The 18880-nt window shown below is 36.6% G+C and carries 14 protein-coding genes and 1 tRNA gene; 4 read left to right on the top strand and 11 right to left on the bottom strand.

Annotated elements, in window-relative coordinates; translation table 11 throughout:
• Positions 1–119: 119 nt before the first annotated feature.
• The 11 genes from DXB73_RS10500 to dnaA all read right to left on the bottom strand — a co-directional run bounded on the left by DXB73_RS10500 (position 120) and on the right by dnaA (position 15824).
• A tRNA-Ser gene (locus DXB73_RS10500) sits at positions 120–207 on the bottom strand.
• Positions 208–655: 448 nt separating this feature from the next.
• On the bottom strand, positions 656–4984 hold the full coding sequence (locus tag DXB73_RS10505; protein WP_118691103.1) for a cellulase family glycosylhydrolase: 4329 nt from the start codon (positions 4982–4984) through the stop codon (positions 656–658).
• 42 nt (positions 4985–5026) lie between these two features.
• On the bottom strand, positions 5027–5506 hold the full coding sequence (locus tag DXB73_RS10510; protein ID WP_118691104.1) for a hypothetical protein: 480 nt from the start codon (positions 5504–5506) through the stop codon (positions 5027–5029).
• A 248-nt stretch (positions 5507–5754) separates the two neighbouring features.
• Positions 5755–6282: a Fe-S-containing hydro-lyase gene (locus DXB73_RS10515; protein ID WP_022024599.1), complete on the bottom strand. Its 528-nt coding sequence runs from the start codon at positions 6280–6282 to the stop codon at positions 5755–5757.
• Positions 6283–6342: 60 nt separating this feature from the next.
• Positions 6343–7185 carry a fumarate hydratase gene (locus DXB73_RS10520; RefSeq protein ID WP_118691105.1) on the bottom strand — a complete coding sequence of 281 codons (843 nt, stop codon included), beginning with the start codon at positions 7183–7185 and terminating at the stop codon, positions 6343–6345.
• A gap of 70 nt (positions 7186–7255) precedes the next feature.
• Positions 7256–9718 carry a DNA gyrase subunit A gene (gene gyrA / locus DXB73_RS10525; RefSeq protein WP_118507963.1) on the bottom strand — a complete coding sequence of 821 codons (2463 nt, stop codon included), beginning with the start codon at positions 9716–9718 and terminating at the stop codon, positions 7256–7258.
• Positions 9719–9744: 26 nt separating this feature from the next.
• Entirely contained in the window at positions 9745–11667 is a 1923-nt protein-coding gene (gene gyrB, locus DXB73_RS10530) for a DNA topoisomerase (ATP-hydrolyzing) subunit B (RefSeq protein ID WP_118691106.1), read from the bottom strand.
• 16 nt (positions 11668–11683) lie between these two features.
• Entirely contained in the window at positions 11684–12772 is a 1089-nt protein-coding gene (recF, locus tag DXB73_RS10535; protein ID WP_118691107.1) for a DNA replication/repair protein RecF, read from the bottom strand.
• Entirely contained in the window at positions 12772–12987 is a 216-nt protein-coding gene (locus DXB73_RS10540) for an RNA-binding S4 domain-containing protein (RefSeq protein WP_118691108.1), read from the bottom strand. Before DXB73_RS10540 ends, recF begins: the two co-directional genes overlap by 1 nt.
• A 20-nt stretch (positions 12988–13007) precedes the next feature.
• Positions 13008–14111 (bottom strand): DNA polymerase III subunit beta, encoded by a 1104-nt coding sequence (gene dnaN, locus DXB73_RS10545; protein WP_118691109.1) that lies wholly within the window; start codon positions 14109–14111, stop codon positions 13008–13010.
• 345 nt (positions 14112–14456) lie between these two features.
• Positions 14457–15824 (bottom strand): chromosomal replication initiator protein DnaA, encoded by a 1368-nt coding sequence (gene dnaA / locus DXB73_RS10550; RefSeq protein ID WP_118691110.1) that lies wholly within the window; start codon positions 15822–15824, stop codon positions 14457–14459.
• A gap of 928 nt (positions 15825–16752) precedes the next feature.
• Between dnaA and rpmH the strand changes: the two genes are divergently transcribed.
• From rpmH to DXB73_RS10570, 4 genes are all read left to right on the top strand, one after another.
• A complete protein-coding gene (gene rpmH / locus DXB73_RS10555; protein WP_022024097.1) occupies positions 16753–16887 on the top strand; it encodes a 50S ribosomal protein L34 in 135 nt (44 codons plus the stop codon).
• A 65-nt stretch (positions 16888–16952) separates the two neighbouring features.
• The gene (gene rnpA, locus DXB73_RS10560) at positions 16953–17291 is read left to right on the top strand and encodes a ribonuclease P protein component (protein WP_118508124.1); all 339 of its coding nucleotides are present in this window, start codon (positions 16953–16955) and stop codon (positions 17289–17291) included.
• 7 nt (positions 17292–17298) lie between these two features.
• Positions 17299–17511 (top strand): membrane protein insertion efficiency factor YidD, encoded by a 213-nt coding sequence (gene yidD / locus DXB73_RS10565; RefSeq protein WP_118508125.1) that lies wholly within the window; start codon positions 17299–17301, stop codon positions 17509–17511.
• Positions 17512–17543: 32 nt separating this feature from the next.
• Complete coding sequence (locus DXB73_RS10570; RefSeq protein ID WP_118508126.1) at positions 17544–18833, top strand: YidC/Oxa1 family membrane protein insertase; 1290 nt, start codon at positions 17544–17546, stop codon at positions 18831–18833.
• The last annotated feature ends 47 nt before the right edge of the window (positions 18834–18880 follow it).

Genomic DNA, 18880 nt, shown 5'->3' on the forward strand with positions numbered 1-18880 from the left:
TGCTGTTCGCTCTCTCGTGCGTCAGCGAGATATATATTATCACACTGTGAAGAGCTTGTCAACAACTTTTTTTATTTTTTTTGAAATTCTTTTTTTGTTATAAAAAGTAGAATTTCTAACGGAGAAAGAGGGATTTGAACCCTCGCGCCGGTTGCCCGACCTACACCCTTAGCAGGGGCGCCTCTTCAGCCTCTTGAGTATTTCTCCTCACGACGTTTTCTTTACCGTCAGCAAGAATTAGTATATCAATTTGTTGCCATTATGTCAACAATATTTTTGAATTTTATTGCATTTTTTTACAAATTTATTCTTTATTCTATATCTATTTATAATTCTCATTCTCTACTACAATATATAGATGTTTTTCTTTTTCATTTTATATTATGATGTAAGTGTAAATAAGGGTAATGTGCGCTTGTGCTCGCACGAATATGCAATATATGGTTTTTACAGTTACTTCCGGTATGGGTTGTTCTCATAAATAAAATGTTGAAACACTATTTTCATAGAACTATATTTTCTGATAAATGTTATAAATGGTTTTAGATTGTTAACCCTCTAATTTTAAGCTAACAAAAGAGGCATAATTCTATGTTTACATAAAACCATGCCTCTTCTTATTATATCTGCAATTTTATCATCATGATATGACTAATTATTTTGCAGATACCTTGCGAACCTTTGAATATGGTCCATAGATTGTCTTTCCGCCAGCTTTGACATAAGAACGTACTTTTACATAGCATTTCTTCTTTGCCTTGATTCCCTTTGATATAGTCTTCTTTACAGTCTTAGCCTTTTTAACAGTTACTTTCTTTACTCCCTTCTTGAACTTCTTATCTGTAGAGTATGTAACCTGATATCCTTTGACTGTCTTGTCTTTCTTCCATTTCAAAGAAATCTTCTTGCCGGATTTTGCTCTTGTCACTTTAGTAACTTTAACAGCCTTTGGTGTTACTGTTAATTTGCATACTTTCTGCGCAGCTTTGTAATTATTCGTTGCTGCTGCATTGATTACAATATTTGTTGTTCCATATGCTTTTACTTTGATAACACCTTTAGCGTTAATCGCTGCTACTTTAGTATTGGATGACTTATATGTCAATTTACCATTTCCATCCGTCTTTGCTTTAATTGCAAATGCTTTGCTGCTGATTGCTTTCGTCAGTTTAGCCGGTGCTGTAATCTTCTGGTCTTTAGCTCCATTTGCAGGTGATGTCGGTTCTGCAGGTTTGTTGGTTGGAGTTGCTGTTGGCTCTACTGTCGGCGTTGCTGTTGGCTCTACTGTCGGCGTTGCTGTTGGCTCTACTGTCGGCGTTGGTTCTGGTTCACTGCCATCTAATCCACTTGGTGTTGGATCCTGTGGCTCTGCTAAATCATCAGCAGACATATCACCTACACCTACCGTATAGAATACCTTAAGTCCATTTTCAGTGATGCCGACAATTGTAGTTGTTCCTTTGCCTACGGCTGTTACATTAACTTTAATCTTTCCGTCTGCATCTACCGTATGTGCTGCATTATCAACTACCGCTACAGCACTATCTGTTGAATAGAACGTCACTTCTGAATCTGTTGTAACCGGAGTCATATTTAATTCGATTTCTGTACTTGATCCAATTTCCGGCATAACAATCTTATTTGCCGTAACAGATTCTATCTTTGTAGCCTCTTTCTCTTTTTCTTTACCTGGGAAGAATTTCATTCCCTTAATGGTAAATGTTACAGAGATCTTTGTTGGGTTATCTACACCTGTAAAACTTACGCTATGCTTGCTGGAATTGATGGATACTTCTTCTACTGCGCAACCATCCCATCCATTGATCGGATCATTAGAATCAAGCTGTCCGTTGTCTTTCAGCAAATTCTTGAATCCGTCTGCATCCATAGAATCCAGTTTCTTTAAGGTAAGTTCTTTGTCATTTACAGTGATCTTATCATAACGAATCGATGCTGCTGAAACGACCGGTTTCAATGTGTTTGTATCACGGATATAGATTGCAGTAAGATCTTCTAACTTGGTAATTCCGGCTTTTACGCCATCATCTGACAGATCTTTACCCAAATCAAATGTTAAAGTATACTGTCCATCACCATTCATTGTTACCGGCTCACTCTTTTCTGTTAATCCGTTAGCAAATAGTGCATTTAATGTTACATTTACTGTACCGCTGGAAGACTTCTTATTAACTTTGATAGCAACAATTGTACTTACACCACTTGCTGCTTTAACAATAATGTATGTCTTTCCTGCATTTTCTGCTGTTACTTTACCAGAACTGCTTACTGTTGCGATAGATGTATTAGAAGATGTGTATGTAATAGCATCTTTGCTGTCAGCTGGTGTTAATGACGCATTTAATGTTAATGTGTCACCCTCTGTCATCTCATAGTAAGCTTTTTCTGTTTTGATCGCTGTTGCTGTTTCTTCACCTGTAGACTGTACAATTACCTGAATTGCCTTTTCTACAGATCCAGACTGTGACTTAGCATATACTGTTGTTACACCGCCTGCCTTTGCATGGATCACCCCATCATAAACTGTTGCTACTGTATCATCGGCTGTGCTCCAAAGAACAATGTCTCTAGAAGAGTCTGGTGTTGCAGTAATTGTTTTTCTCTCGCCTGCTTTGATTTCTACCTTTGTATCACTCAACGCAATATCTGTAGCTTTCTCGATCTCAGGATCTTTAGAAACGCTATTGTCTGATGTCGTTGCATGACCATAACTTGTATAAATCGCAGACATTCTTTCGGAAAGATCAGTGCTCTTTCCTGCTTCCAATGTTCCACGGATCGTTCCATGTACAACATCGTCATATACCGGTTTTAACTCTGGTCTGTTCCAGTCTGTGAATAGACCCTGCTCTGTCTCAACGCCTAAATAGTTACCTGTTCCCTGATCCCATACAACCGGAACTGCATTATAAAAGTCTGCGATTGCTGCACACATTTCATAATTCAGCGCTCTCTCTGCATTGTTATATCCTGTAGCAGATCCGTTCTGTGCTTTGGTTCTAACACCATATTCACCAACATAAATCGGCATATTTACATCAAGATTTCCAACATTTTTGTAGCTGGAACTCATAGAACTCTGCCACTGTTTCAAATCATCATAACTCCATCTAACATTGTTATTAGATTTGTAAATATGAACTGCAAACATTAATCTTGTTGTTCCAAGATCACCGCTATCTGCCAATGTGTCCTCCGGCATTGTTATAATAGCAGCTGTTGTTGCAAAACGTCCGGTAATTGCTAACCAGCGCTTTGTATTATTAGATCCTGTTGCACGTACTGTGTTAATGAACAACTGATTCAATGCGTTTAACACTGCATCGTCTTCGTTTGTTGCTGTTCCATGTGCATCTGTAACCTCGTTCATGCTCTCAAAGATTACATGCTCATCGTAATCCTTAAAGCGGTTTGCAATAGTATTCCATACTCCCTCATATTTCTGATATACCTTTTCAATATTTTGAGAATATGTGTCCAACCAGCATGCTGGAGTATTGTTACCACGATCATCATGGTTAGCTGCACCATCATGATGGATATTAACAATTGCATACATATCCTGATCTACACAATAATCTACAATCTCCTGTACACGATTGATCCATGCTTCGTCAATTGTATAATCATCGTTAATATGTGATCCCCAAGTTACCGGAATACGAACTGTATTGTATCCTGCATCATGAAGTGCTTTGATATAATCCTTTGTTGTCTTATATGCCTGCCATCCTGTTTCTGAAGAATCATATAATCCTCCATCCATTGTATTACCTAAGTTGATACCGGCACCCATTTCTTTGGTTACCGTTTTCTTGTCAAGAATACGGAAGGTTTTCGGATTACTACTTTCCGTGGAAACGTTCTTTGCCAAAGCAACACGTACTTTTTCCAAAGTATCTCTTGCTGCTTTATAATTTAATCTTGTGTCTGAAACATTAGTATATGCTTTTTCTGCTGTCGTAATAGCATCTGCAAGTTTAGCAAATGTATCTTTGTTAGAATAATCTCCTTCTTTCAATGACTTGCAATAGTCAATAGACTCTTTCAAACCATTTCTTGTAGCGGTGCGGTCAATTTCCTCAGTTACCGTCGCAGTATAAGATTCCATCTGTTTTCTTAAAGCCTTGATATCTTTAGAAAGAGATGTCTCATCTGCTACTAATGCTTCTGCATCTTTGATATCACTCTTAATTGTATTCCAAACTGTTTCATCTAAAATTTCAGACTGTTTGTAACCTTTGAAGATATCAATGATGGTCTGGATTGCCTTTGCTTCATCAGCGCGAAGTTCCGGTTCCGGCTTTGGCTCTACGTCAGTATCATCTTTATTCCAAGATTCAACATTAGAAGCATCAAATCCTTCTTTGAATGTTACTTTTCCATCTGCATCCGGCTGAGATACTGTAACAGATCCTACAGAACCAAACTTAATTCCACAAATATATGCTTCTACATCTGTAGTCATTCTTCTCAGACGAACACCTGCAGATTCTTCCGTTCCTGTTTTTACACTAGAATCTGCAAATTTGTAAATAGCACTTTCTTTTTGTCCCATACCGGAACCATAACCACCTGTAGTTCCCCATCCGGCATGAAGAAAATGTGCACTATTTTTGTAACCGCTGCCACCGTTTTCTTTCATATTGGTCGTATTGTCAACACCGATCAATTCTTTGTTGGAAGTAACACTGTTGGCTGCAAGATTACCACCACTGATCTTAATACGTGAGTATCTGGAACATTTTGTCACTTTAATATATACTGTTACTTTCTGTCCTTTTACTTTGCTGAATGCAAATTTACTTCCTGCATCGCCAAGACCTGCAACGATATCCTGTACGCTGACATCCTGCATAATCTCATGTCCGTATGTTGTCTTAGAGTCATCACCCCATACAACAACTTTCTGCTCTTCTTCCCATCTTACTTCTTCAGGAGAAGGGGTCGCATTCGGATCTACCACTTTGCTGGTATAAAGACCGGTTAATGTAATTGCAGGCTCTGCCTAACAAAAGCTGACATTAATACCGTTAAATTTGCCGCCTGTCGTATAAGAATCACGAATCTTGTCACCACTGATATAAGCAACATACTGTGCATTCTCTTCATCATACTGTGCATCGGATAATTTGATAATGTTATCCTGCCATCCTTGATATGAAGTATCATATGGCTGGAATGTCACAATCTTTGTATCCTCTGCTGTTCCCTCTGCTACCTTAAATGTGATTTTGTAATAATCCGCATTTGCTGAAGCTTTTGTCATAGACTGGAGATATCCATTATAAGCCTCTCCTGATACATGATTTCCTAAATTGGATGATAAATCATCTCCCTTTACCGTCAATATGCTTGTATCCTTCATATTTTCTGCCGGTGGTGTTACTGCTGCCTTTGCTTTGATACTGATCTGAGGCAGATTTGCCGATGTCAGAACCATAGCAATAGTCATAATGATTGCCATTATTCTTTTGTTTCTCTTCATCTTGTTGATCCCCTTTCTTTAATAAACATTTTTCACACCCTGTATACTAAAGAATCACTGTTTTTGCTACGTCCCCCTTTCTATTTGTATTAAGCAACTTTCCTCCCCATAAAAGTTTGCTAAAAAATTGTATATAAACAAAAAGCAAAAGCAACTGCGGCATGCACTCCACAGTAAAACTTTCCCTTTTTATTATATCAACAGATGTTAAATTTAGAATCTCAACTTGTTTTCATTATACACGGTTACTATCTATTATACAAGTTAGTTTTTTCATCATCAATTACTACAATGATTGGTAAATTTTCTACCTCCAATTTACGAATTGCCTCCGTTCCAAGATCTTCGTAAGCTATTACTTCTGATTTTTTTATGCATTTGGATAATAGAGCTCCTGCTCCTCCAATTGCTGCAAAATATACTGCGTGATTTTTGTGCATGGACTCAATTACTTCATCGGATCTTTTTCCTTTACCGATCATACCTTTAAGTCCTTTTTCAAGCAATAATGGTGTGTATTTATCCATGCGGCTGCTCGTTGTCGGACCGGCAGATCCAATAACCTGACCTTCTCTGGCAGGAGATGGCCCTAAATAATATATAATATTATTCTGAAGCTCTAATGGAATATCTTCTCCACGCTGCAATGCTTCATAAAGTCTCTTGTGTGCAGCATCTCGAGCAGTATATACGGTTCCTGTTAAATATACATAATCTCCGGCTTTTAACTCGGAAACAATTTTATCATCAATTGGTGTATTGATATATTTTTCCATAATAATCCTACATTCCTTTCTCAGCCTGCAAACTTTATCTCCTTCATAACTTTTGACTCATCATATGATGCGATGAACATGTCTGTTAACATGACAACACATATTAATCGCAACCGGAAGACCGGCAATGTGTGTTGGATATACTTCAACATTAACACCCAACGCTGTCATTTTTCCACCTAAACCACCCGGTCCAATTTCAAGTTCATTAATTTTTTCTAATAATTCTTTTTCTAAATCTGCAACATATGAAATTTCATTATGTGTATTCAAATCTCTTGTTAATGCTTTTTTGGCTAAAATAGCACATTTTTCAAATGTACCGCCTACTCCGACACCAACTACTACCGGTGGACATGCGTTTGGACCCGCTATTTTAACTGTCTCAATAACAGCATTTTTAACACCTTCAATTCCATCTGCCGGTTTAAGCATACACACACGACTCATGTTTTCACTGCCAAATCCTTTTGGAGCTACCGTGATTTCGATATTTTCACCTGCTACGATCTCATAATGAATAACACCCGGCGTATTGTCTTTGGTATTTTCACGCAAAATAGGATCCGATACAACTGACTTTCTTAAATATCCTTCTATATAACCTTGCCGGATTCCTTCATTCACAGCATCCTCAAGATTTTGTCCTTCAATATGGACATCCTGTCCTATTCTTAAAAATACAACTGCCATACCTGTGTCCTGACAAATCGGTATTTCATCATCTTTCGCAATCTGTAAATTTTCTTTCAACTGCGAAAGGATCTGTCTGCCCAAGGGAGAATTTTCTTCTTCTGCTGCCTGATATAATTTATCTTTTACATCCGACGTTAAAGAATAATTTGCTTCAATACACATTTCCTTGATGTTTTGAATAATAGTGTCTGTTGTAATTGTTCTCATAACTCTCCTCATTTCTAAACACTTTTGGTCCGACATTACTGCCGGACCAACTATTATCGTTGCTTCGGTATTAATTTATATCCTCTGGGATAACATCTCTAACCTTTGTAATACTTGCTACAACAATTTCCTTATTCGGATCCAGATCAATCAGTTTGACTCCTGATGTGATTCGTCCCAAGATAGAAATCTCATCCACCATGATCTGAATAATGATTCCCTCTGTTGTAATAAGCATTACTTCGTTATCACTATTTACTGCCTTTGCAGCAACAACATTACCGGTTTTTTCGGTAATCTTATAACACTTAATTCCTTTACCGCCACGATGCTGTGGTGTAAATTCTTCAATGTTGGTACATTTGCCCATTCCATACTCAGATACCAGTAACAACTGTGTTCCCTGTGTATTTAACTGCATTGCTACAACTTCATCATCGTAAGACAAATTCATACCAATAACGCCCATAGAATTTCTGCCGGTAGTTCTGACATCTTTTTCATGGAAACGAATACACTGTCCATGCTTTGTTACCATGATAATATCCTTCTTGTTATCTGTGATCTTAACTTCAATCAACTCGTCATCATCACGAAGATTGATTGCCTGCAGTCCTGATTTACGGATATTAAAATATTCTAATATCGGTGTCTTTTTAGCAATACCGCGCTTCGTAACCATGAACAAATATTTATCTTCTTCGTATTCTTTGAAAGGAATGACCGCTGTGATCTTCTCTCCAGGCATAAGCTGCAGCAGATTGATAATAGCAGTTCCTCTTGCTGTACGACTTGACTCTGGTATTTCATAAGCCTTAATTCGATAAACGCGTCCCGTATTGGTAAAGAACATGATATAATGATGCGTCGTTGTCATGATCATATCATCGATATAATCATCTTCAATCGTCTGCATTCCCTTAATTCCTTTGCCACCACGATGCTGACTCTTAAAATTATCAACGGTCATGCGCTTGATGTATCCAAGCTTTGTCATTGTTATGATCGTATTTTCATGTGGAATCATGTCTTCCATGGAAATGTCATACTCATCATAACCGATTGATGTTCTACGCTCGTCACCATATTTATCGCGGATCAAAATAATCTCTTCTTTGATCACTCCCAATAATACCTTTCGATCTGCAAGGATTGCTTTGTATTCTTCAATCTTCTTTTGCAATTCTGCATATTCATTTTCAATCTTTTCTCTTTCCAAACCGGTCAGAGCACGCAAACGCATATCAACGATTGCCTGTGCCTGCGCATCAGTAAGTTCAAAGCGTTCTATCAATGAATTTTTAGCTTCCGCAGTATTCTTGGAAGCACGAATGATTTTAATTACTTCATCAATATGATCTAAAGCGATCAGCAAACCTTCTAAAATGTGTGCTCTTTCTTCTGCTTTATTCAGATCATATTTTGTACGACGAGTAACTACTTCTTCCTGATGTTTCAGATAATACTGAAGCATCTGCATAATATTCATAACAACCGGCTCATTGTTAACAAGAGCTAACATTATGACACCGAATGTGTCCTGCAATTGCGTATGTTTATACAATTGATTCAATACAATATTTGGATTAACATCGCGGCGAAGTTCTATACATACACGCATTCCCTCACGACTTGTCTCGTCACGAAGATCCGTAATACCATCTACTTTTTTATCTCTATGTAATTCTGAAATTTTCTCGATCAAACGTGCTTTATTGACCAAATACGGCAATTCCGTTACTACGATCCTATTTTTGCCGTTATCCATAGGCTCAATTTCTGTCACAGCACGGACACGAATTTTACCACGACCGGTACGATATGCCTCCTCAATACCACGTGTACCAAGAATCTGTGCACCTGTTGGAAAATCCGGTCCCTTAATGATCTGCATAATCTCTTCAATGGTTGTTTCTTTATCTTCCTTGATATCATCAATAATCTGTACAACGGCATTGATCACTTCACGCAAATTGTGTGGTGGAATGTTAGTTGCCATACCTACGGCAATTCCGGAAGTACCATTCACCAATAGATTTGGATATCTGGATGGTAATACTGTCGGCTCTTTTTCCGTTTCATCAAAGTTTGGTATAAAGTCAACTGTATCCTTGCCAATATCTGCAAGCATTTCAACAGAAATTCTGCTTAATCTTGCCTCTGTATAACGCATTGCGGCTGCTCCGTCGCCATCGACAGATCCAAAGTTACCATGGCCGTCTACCAAAGGATATCTGGTTGACCAATCCTGTGCCATATTTACCAATGCACCATAAATAGAGCTATCACCATGTGGATGATATTTACCCATTGTATCACCAACGATACGTGCACATTTACGGTGAGGCTTATCCGGTCCATTATTCAACTCATCCATTGCATACAGAATACGTCTTTGTACAGGTTTTAGACCATCTCTTACATCTGGCAAAGCTCTTGCAGCAATAACAGACATGGCATAATCAATGTATGACGTTTCCATTTTCTCTTTTAGATCCACTTCATGAATCTTATCAAAAATATTTTCGTCCATCTTGTCCTCCAATACTTACTCAACCATTAAATATCTAAATTCTTCACATATTTTGCATTTGCTTCAATAAATTCACGACGCGGTTCCACTTTATCTCCCATAAGTGTATTGAACGTCAGATCAATTTCCGCTTCCGAATTATCTCCAATATTAACACGGAGCAAAATACGTTTTTCCGGATCCATCGTAGTATCCCAAAGCTGTTCTGCATCCATCTCACCAAGACCTTTGTAACGTTGAATCTTGTTGTTGCCGTCTCGTCCTATCTCTGTCAAAATTTCATTCAATTCATTATCATCATAAGCATAACGAATCATTTTATTTTTTTCGACTTTATACAATGGCGGCTGCGCCAGATAAACATGTCCTTGTCTGATCAACTCCGGCATAAATCGATATAAAAATGTCAGCATCAATGTTGCAATATGTGCACCATCTACATCGGCATCTGTCATAATGACAATCTTATCGTAACGAAGCTTGCTAATATCAAAATCATCGCCGATTCCTGTACCAAATGCAGTTATCATTGCTTTAATCTCATTATTGACCAAAATTTTATCCAAGCGTGATTTTTCTACATTCAAAATTTTACCACGCAATGGAAGAATCGCTTGAGTTGCTCTATTTCTTGCAGTTTTGGCACTTCCACCTGCAGAATCACCCTCTACGATGTAAATCTCACAGTTTTTCGGATCTTTATCACTGCAATCTGCCAATTTACCGGGAAGAGCACTTCCCTCAAGGGCAGTTTTTCTTCTTGTGAGATCTCTGGCTTTACGTGCTGCATCTCTGGCACGCTGTGCAACGACAGCTTTTTCACAAATAATCTTAGCGATTGCAGGATTCTGCTCTAAGAAATAAGTAAGCTGCTCGGTTACCACCGATTCAACGGCACCTCTTGCCTCACTATTACCTAATTTCTGCTTTGTCTGTCCCTCAAACTGCGGTTCTGATATTTTAATACTGATAATAGCTGATAATCCTTCACGAATATCTTCACCCGCTAAGTTTGCATCGCTATCTTTCAGAATTTTATTTTTCTTTGCATAATCATTAAACGTCTTAGTTAATGCATTTCTAAAACCTGTTAAATGTGTTCCACCTTCCGGCGTCGTAATATTATTTACAAAGCTGTAAGTTCCTTCTTGATAAGAGCTGTTGTGCTGCATTGCAACTTCAACATAAATATCATTTCTCTGTCCCTCACAATAAATAACATCTTCATACAAAGCATCTTTTTGTTTATTCAAATAAGACACATATTCTTTGATACCACCCTCATAGTGGAACGAACGAATCTTTGGTTCTTCCAAACGACGGTCAATCAAAATAATCTTTAATCCTTTTGTCAAAAATGCCATTTCTCTAAGTCTTTGACGTAGTGTATCATAATCAAATACTGTTTCTTCAAAAATTTCTTTATCCGGCAAAAATACAACTTCTGTACCGGTATGATCTGTTTCTCCAATTTCTTTCAGTGGATACATTACTTTTCCGCGTTCATATCTTTGACGATACATCTTGCCATTTTGATGAATGGTAACTTCCAGCCACTCCGAAAGAGCATTTACAACCGAAGCACCAACACCATGCAATCCACCTGATACCTTGTATCCCCCACCACCGAATTTACCACCGGCATGAAGGATCGTAAATACGACCTCAACCGCAGGCAGACCTGCTTTGTGATTGATACCTACCGGGATACCACGTCCATTATCAATAACTTTAATGGAATTATCCTTATTGATCGTCACTTCGATTTCTGTACAATATCCGGCTAAAGCCTCATCGACCGCATTATCAACGATCTCATAAACGAGATGATGCAAACCACGGGTAGACGTACTTCCAATATACATTCCCGGTCTTTTACGTACTGCTTCCAGACCTTCCAAAATCTGAATTTGATCCGCTCCATATTCATTTTTCACTTCTGTTCCCATAGTTTTCTCCATTTCTTTACCTTGTTTCCAATGTCACTGTTCCCTCTTTCACTCGGAAAACCCTGTCAAGCGTTAAACGGCTATCAATAAACTCTTCCAAACCGGTGCAGGTGATTATGGTTTGTATGTCATGAATACTATCTAACAAATAGTTTTGCCTATTTCTATCGAGTTCAGACAAAACATCGTCTAATAATAATATTGGACAATCTTGTGATGATTTTTTTACAATTTCAATTTCTGCAAGTTTTAATGCCAATGCACAAGTTCTCTGTTGTCCCTGAGAACCAAACTTGCGCAGGTCCAATTCTCCATTCATAAAACACAGATCATCACGATGTGGTCCGACATTTGTAGAACAAAACTTCATGTCTCTTTCCTTTGATTCAGCTAGAGCTTTCTCAAAGTTTCCTACAGAGACATCCGGTTCATACAATGTTTTTATAATTTCCTTCTCTCCGGTAAGATTTTTTGCAACTTGAAGAACAATTTTATCTAATTCATCCACAAATTGCTGCCGTCTTACAATGATTTTTTCTCCATACTCGATCAATTTCTCATCCCATATGGACAAAGTACTTTCCAAAGATGGCGAAAAGGATATCTGCTTTAGCAGTTTATTACGCTGCATAAGCACCTTATTGTATTCAGCCAGATCATACAAATACAAAGGATCTAACTGACACAATTCCATATTTACAAATCTTCTTCTCTCGGACGGACCATTTTTTATAATCTTTAAATCCTCCGGAGAAAAAAATATAACATGTGCAAGACCCATTAATTCACTAGAGCGTTTGATCGGAACACCATCAATAGCAATTCCTTTTCCTTTGCTCTTTCTCAAATGCATATCAATCTTATGAGTCATTTCTCGTTTAGTGAGAAACATACGTATGTGCGCGTCATCTTCACCAAACCTTATTAATTCCTTATCTTTGCTTCCTTTGTGAGAATTGGTCGTTGCACAAACATAGATAGACTCTAATATATTTGTCTTTCCTTGCGCATTATCCCCATAAAGAATATTGGTCTTTGGATGAAATTCCAACTTGGCATTTTCATAATTTCTAAAATTACCCACCTCAATGGATTCTAATTTCATTATGATTCACCTATTACTGTAACTTCCTGCCCTTGATAGCAAAAATTATCCTGCGGATACAATTTACGTCCGCGTCTTGTATCAACCTCCCCATTTACAGTAACTTCACCATTTTGAATCATAATTTTAGCTTCTACACCAGAGGATACTAATCCAGCCAGCTTCAAAGCCTGACCAAGTTTAATAAATTCATCACTGATCTCAATTGCCTCCATTTAAGCATTCCTCCTTATTATCACACATTAAAGTTGACAGGAAGAATTAAGTAAATATAGGTTTCCTCCTGGTCTCTAATGAAACATGGTGCTTTTGGATTGATCATATACATTGTAATCTCGTCTTCATCAATAACACGCAGTGCATCCATGAGAAAGCGAGGATTGAAACCAATCAAAATATCTTTTCCTTCTTTTGAAGCATCAATATCCTCATCCATCGAACCGATTGCTGAATTCATGGCAAATTTCATATAATCATCCTGAACATCAATAATAACCGGTTTTTTGTCGGATTCTTTCAAAAGAAGCGTAGATCTATCAATGCATTCTAACATTTTCCTCTTATTTACGGTTACTTTCGTCTCGTAGTCCGTAGAGAGCATCTTGTCAATTTTATAATATTCTCCTTCGATAAGACGGGACAAAACGATCGTATCTTCAAATTCAAACAATACATGTTTATCTGTAAAGAAAATAGAAACCTCATCGTCCATTCCACCGTTGATGATCTTACTGATTTCGATCAACGTCTTACCCGGAATGATAACACTAACATCATCATAGGACCGATTCAATTTTACTTTACGAATAGAAATACGATGTCCATCTAAGGATACAACTTTCAACTCAGAGTCGTGAATCTCAAATAACTCACCAGTCATGACTTTCGCATTTTCATTATCAGAAATAGAAAACACAGTCTGACGTATAATATCTTTGAGTGTAAATTGAGAGATATTTACGTTTTTATCTTTGACAATATTAGGCAGATACGGAAATTCGTCCGTTGCTTTTGCCATAATATTAAATTTTGCCTTACCACAACTAATATTCATATGATAGTCTTCATCTACCGTGATGGATACATTGTCGGATGGGAGTTTACGTATAATTTCAAAAAATACCTTAGCTCCAACTGCAACAGATCCTTCCTGCTTAATCTCACCATCAATCAAAGTTTCAATTCCCAATTGAAGATCATTAGCAATCAATTTGATCTGATTATCTTTTACTTCTATAACTACACATTCCAAAATCATCATTGTAGTTTTACCGGGAATTGCTTTCATAACAATATTCATTCCCTCAATGAGTTTGGATTTGTCACATATGATATGCATGTTTATAACTCCTTTCAAAAATCAGAGAAAAATAAATAAATAATATTTAAATATTTTTCAGTAGTAGCAGTAGTAGGGGTTGTGGATTTGAGGAAAAGTGGTTTTAGCCTTAGAAATCATTGAATCGAAGCTTTAGGACAAGTTCATAAATAAGTTTCTGATTTCTGTGAAAAACCATTCTTTTATACACAATCCGAAAATTTGCTGCTAAATCGAGCTTATGCTTTATTCACAAAAAATGTCGATATGTCAATAATATATCCACATATTCACAGAGAATAAGCTATTATCGGAACAAAACGATAGGAAAGAAAACGGTGTTTCTACCTATTATAATGTTACTTGTTATTGAGGATCGATCTTTTTGGTCAAAACATCAATCGTCTTGATAGATTCTTCATCACCCTCATCTAATTTCTTTTTGATGATTTCTTCCCCATGAAGAATGGTTGAGTGATGACGATTACCAATTTTGCTTCCAATCTCTTCGTATGTGCTATTTGTCAATTGCCGGCACAGATACATACAAATATGTCTTGGATAAACAATATTGGAGTTTCTTTTGGAGGAGAGGAGATCTTTCATTGTAATATGAAAATGATCTGCTACAGTCTCCATAATATAATCAATGGTAATCTGCCGCTTCATATTAGGATTGATGATGTCTACCAATGCTTTTTTAGCAGATTCCAAGGTGATTTCTGTATTACAAAAATCTGAGAAGGATAGCACTTTATTAATTGCTCCCTGTAGCTCTCGAATATTGGAAATAATGTTGCTGGCAATATAATCGAGAATAGAATCATCAATATTTATATTTTCTTCAGCAACTTTTTTTCTTAAAATAGCCATCCTCGTTTCGTAGGTAGGAGCCTTAATATCTACAGTCAGCCCCATTTCGAAACGGGAACGAAGTCTCTCTTCTAATGTTGTCATCGTAGAAGGATGTTTATCTGAGGAGATAATGATCTGCTTCTGCGATTCATATAAATGATTAAAGGTATGGAAAAATTCCAACTGAGTAGATTCCTTACCTATAATAAATTGAATATCGTCGATCAATAGAACATCAACGTTGCGGTATTTATTGCGAAACTCCTGCTTTGTCATTGTATGTTCATTATGATGGCTGTCACGGACAGCATCGACAATGTCATTTGTAAAGGTTTCACTGGTTACGTATATAACCTTTTTACTTGCATCGTGTTCTTGAATATAATTAGCAATTGCATGCATAAGATGCGTTTTGCCAAGTCCCGGTCCACCATAAATGTAAAGCGGATTGTATGTGTCACCAGGCTCTTCAGCAACTTTTAATGCTGCTGCGTGTGCATAATCGTTGTTATCACCAACGACAAAGGTGTCAAACGTATATTTGGAATTGATCGTTGGATTATTATGCTTCTTTTCTTTCTTTTCAGGATCATCAGTTTTTTGCTGACCTAATTCTGAACGTGATACGAAAGAAATATCATATTGAATCCCAGTAAACTCTTCAATCGAGATTGCTAAAAACAGCGAATATCTCTGTTCAACGAAGGATTTACTGTTTCCAATCTTTACGTCATCGATCAAAACAGTAAGCTTATTACCCTCCACATGGTAAATGCTTAAGGTTTTAACGAAAGTGCGATAGATAGGAGCAGATATCTCAAATTCCGTCTTCATATTTTCTAAAATATCATCCCATTTTTCGTAAAGTTCGTTTTTCACAGTAACTTCCCTCTTTTCCAACAATAATCATTACTTATATAAATGCATTATAAGGCTTATACAGCCATTTTTCGGAGAAAAAGCCTATTTTGCACCATATAACATTATTTTATATCAAATAAGGGAAAATTACAAGTTCTAAGATGGGTTATAAAGCAAACTTCGCACATAAATAAATTATCATTGAAGACAATTTCATCGCAATTTGATGTCAATAATAAGAATAGCCTTTTGTGAATAATTGTGGATAAAATGAAAAAGTATAATATCCACAGTTATTAGTGTGTTATCCACAAAATTTGTTAATAACTGTGTAAAACTGTTAAAAGCCCCTATTTTACGTTATTTTTATATTAAAAAGTGGATAATGTGAATAACTTTGTTAATAACTGTGAATTGAATTAGGACAAAACAAAAAGTTATTCACAAAATGTGTATAGTGTGTTTATAACTTTATACAGAACATGCATTCTGTCTACTGATGTAGAACTATGAAAATTCAAGGATTTTTTCGTTTAAATACTATTGCTGTATAATGTGTATATTAATGATACTTCGTGTGTAGAATAAAATAAATGGAAATGAGTTTCTTCCTATTATATAAGATTAAAATTTAGTTTATTGTGATGTGAATTTTAAATTCACATTATTAACATGTGCATTATATTGTGGATAATGAGTGGAATAATTCACATTTTACAATTTGATTCATTTGTTCTTATCTGAGGCTCATTAACAAGTAAACAAACTTTTTACTTCAGTTTGTAGGAAAAATTAGAGTTATAGCTAGAATATGCTTGACGAAATGGGCATTTACCGTTATAATATGGGCTGTATGCGTTTTATGCATTTTATTTGTATGTGATTTTTCAGGGACAGTCCTGTTGAGTCATGATGTGTTAATTTTGAAGAAGGAGGTGTTTTGAGTATGAAGATGACATTTCAGCCTAAGAAGAAATCCAGAAGTAGAGTTCATGGATTCAGAAAGAGAATGCAGACAGCTAACGGACGTAAGGTTTTAGCAAGCAGAAGAGCAAAAGGAAGACATAAGTTATCTGCATAGGTCGCATTTATGTGACCTTTTCTTCTTATAAAGTAGCCTTACTTTAAGTTTGCTTTTGCAGAGGGATTATTGTGTTTGAATCAATTAAGAATAATAGTGATTTTTTGAAAGCATATCGCCATGGAAAATCCTATGCCAACAGGTATTTAGTTATGTATGTTCGTAAGAATGACCTGGACAGAAACAGATACGGAATTACAGTCAGTAAAAAAGTTGGAAACAGTGTTGTAAGGCATAGGGTTACCAGGTTGATAAGAGAAAGTATCCGTTTGAATGTGGAGAAGTTTGAGAATGGATATGATATTGTAATAATAGCTAGAAATACGGCAAAGGGCAGAAAATGCCAGGAAATTGAGAGTGCTGTATTACATTTGGGGAAGCTGCACAATATAGTAGTGAGATGATGTTAGAATGAAAAAATCGTTGATTTTTTTAATAAAGGTATACCGGAAGATAATATCTCCCTTGAAAGGAAGACCTACATGTATCTATACGCCAACATGTTCACAATATGCAATAGAGGCATTAGAGAAGTATGGTTTTATGAAGGGGAGTTTTTTGAGTATAAAACGTATATTGAGATGCCACCCGTTTGCGAAAGGTGGATATGATCCGGTACCGTAGCTTGCCCTGTTAAATCAGGAGGATTAATTAGAATGGTTGATGTTATATTGACGACCTATCAGGGATCCATTTTGGGACCGATTGCTAGGATGCTTGGACAGATTTTGGAATGGCTGTATCTGTTCATGTCAAAACTTGGAATTGAGAATGTAGGAATTTGCATGATATTGTTTACTTTTATTGTAAACTTATTAATGTTTCCTTTAGTATTAAAACAACAGAAATTTGCTAAGATGTCCAGTATTATGAATCCGGAGATCATGGCAATTCAACAAAAGTATAAAAATAAAAAAGATCAGGCATCTCAGCAAAAGATGTCAATGGAGACACAGGCTGTATATCAAAAATATGGGGTAAGCCCGGCAAGCGGATGCTTGCCAATGTTGATCACAATGCCTATTCTTTTTGCTTTGTATCGCGTTATATATAATATACCGGCATATGTAACACCAATATATAATATGTACACAAACGTGGCTGAATCTGTTCGTAAGTTAGGAATTAGCGTTTCTGATCTGAGTCAGATGACAAACAGTAAGACGTATGTTATTCAGAATGCAGTTAGTGCGAAGAGTTCTGCACTTAACTATTATATAGATGTGTTAGGACAGTTTAATCAGGATGCATGGGATAGTTTGGCGAATACATGCAATAGCAAGGGATTTTCATCAATTGCTGACATGGTATCTGATGTAGGAAGTCAGGCATTTCATATTAATTCCTTTTTGGGTCTTAATATCTCAGATCTGCCGGTTATTCCATTTATCGGAGGTGCAGCATTATCTGCCAGTGTATTGATTCCGATATTATCTGTAATTACTCAGATTATAAGCATGAAGCTTAGTATGGCATCGACACCACAGACACAGAATTCCGATAATACTGCGATGGCATCCATGAATATGATGAATAAAGTTATGCCATATGTATCTGGTGTAATGTGCTTTATGTTCCCAATTGGTGTTGGTATTTATTGGGTTGCCGGCAATGTATTTCGTATATTGCAGACATTGGCTATTGATGCATATTTTAAGCATACTGATATGGATGCAATTATTGCAAAAAATACAGAAAAGGCAAAGAAAAAGTATGAAAGACTTGGAATTGATCCCAATACTGCTTTTTCAGATGTGACAAAACAGCGTACAAGCAACATTAATACTACAACAAAGACAACGCAGCAGCGTAAGAAAGTAAACCGACCGAAGAAATCTTTAGCAGAAAAGGATTATAAAAGGCCGGAAACAAATAAAAAATATAAAGAGGGAAGTATTGCTTCTTATGCAAATATGCTTGCAAGAGACAATAATGATAACAAATAGTAATTTACTTTATGTCTACGTACACTTGGCATGAAGTAAAAGATACG

It is taken from the genome of Clostridium sp. OM05-6BH, assembly GCF_003481635.1.
Lineage (GTDB): Bacteria > Bacillota > Clostridia > Lachnospirales > Lachnospiraceae > Butyribacter.

Excerpts from the sequence above, each read along its gene's own strand:
- recF (WP_118691107.1), bottom strand. The coding sequence starts at position 12,772 with ATGAAATTAGAATCCATTGAGGTGGGTAATTTTAGAAATTATGAAAAT.
- DXB73_RS10515 (WP_022024599.1), bottom strand. The coding sequence starts at position 6,282 with ATGGAAAAATATATCAATACACCAATTGATGATAAAATTGTTTCCGAG.
- dnaN (WP_118691109.1), bottom strand. The coding sequence starts at position 14,111 with ATGCATATCATATGTGACAAATCCAAACTCATTGAGGGAATGAATATT.
- rpmH (WP_022024097.1), top strand. The coding sequence starts at position 16,753 with ATGAAGATGACATTTCAGCCTAAGAAGAAATCCAGAAGTAGAGTTCAT.
- DXB73_RS10570 (WP_118508126.1), top strand. The coding sequence starts at position 17,544 with ATGGTTGATGTTATATTGACGACCTATCAGGGATCCATTTTGGGACCG.
- yidD (WP_118508125.1), top strand. The coding sequence starts at position 17,299 with ATGAAAAAATCGTTGATTTTTTTAATAAAGGTATACCGGAAGATAATA.
- DXB73_RS10510 (WP_118691104.1), bottom strand. The coding sequence starts at position 5,506 with ATGAAGAGAAACAAAAGAATAATGGCAATCATTATGACTATTGCTATG.
- DXB73_RS10520 (WP_118691105.1), bottom strand. The coding sequence starts at position 7,185 with ATGAGAACAATTACAACAGACACTATTATTCAAAACATCAAGGAAATG.
- gyrA (WP_118507963.1), bottom strand. The coding sequence starts at position 9,718 with ATGGACGAAAATATTTTTGATAAGATTCATGAAGTGGATCTAAAAGAG.
- gyrB (WP_118691106.1), bottom strand. The coding sequence starts at position 11,667 with ATGGGAACAGAAGTGAAAAATGAATATGGAGCGGATCAAATTCAGATT.
- DXB73_RS10540 (WP_118691108.1), bottom strand. The coding sequence starts at position 12,987 with ATGGAGGCAATTGAGATCAGTGATGAATTTATTAAACTTGGTCAGGCT.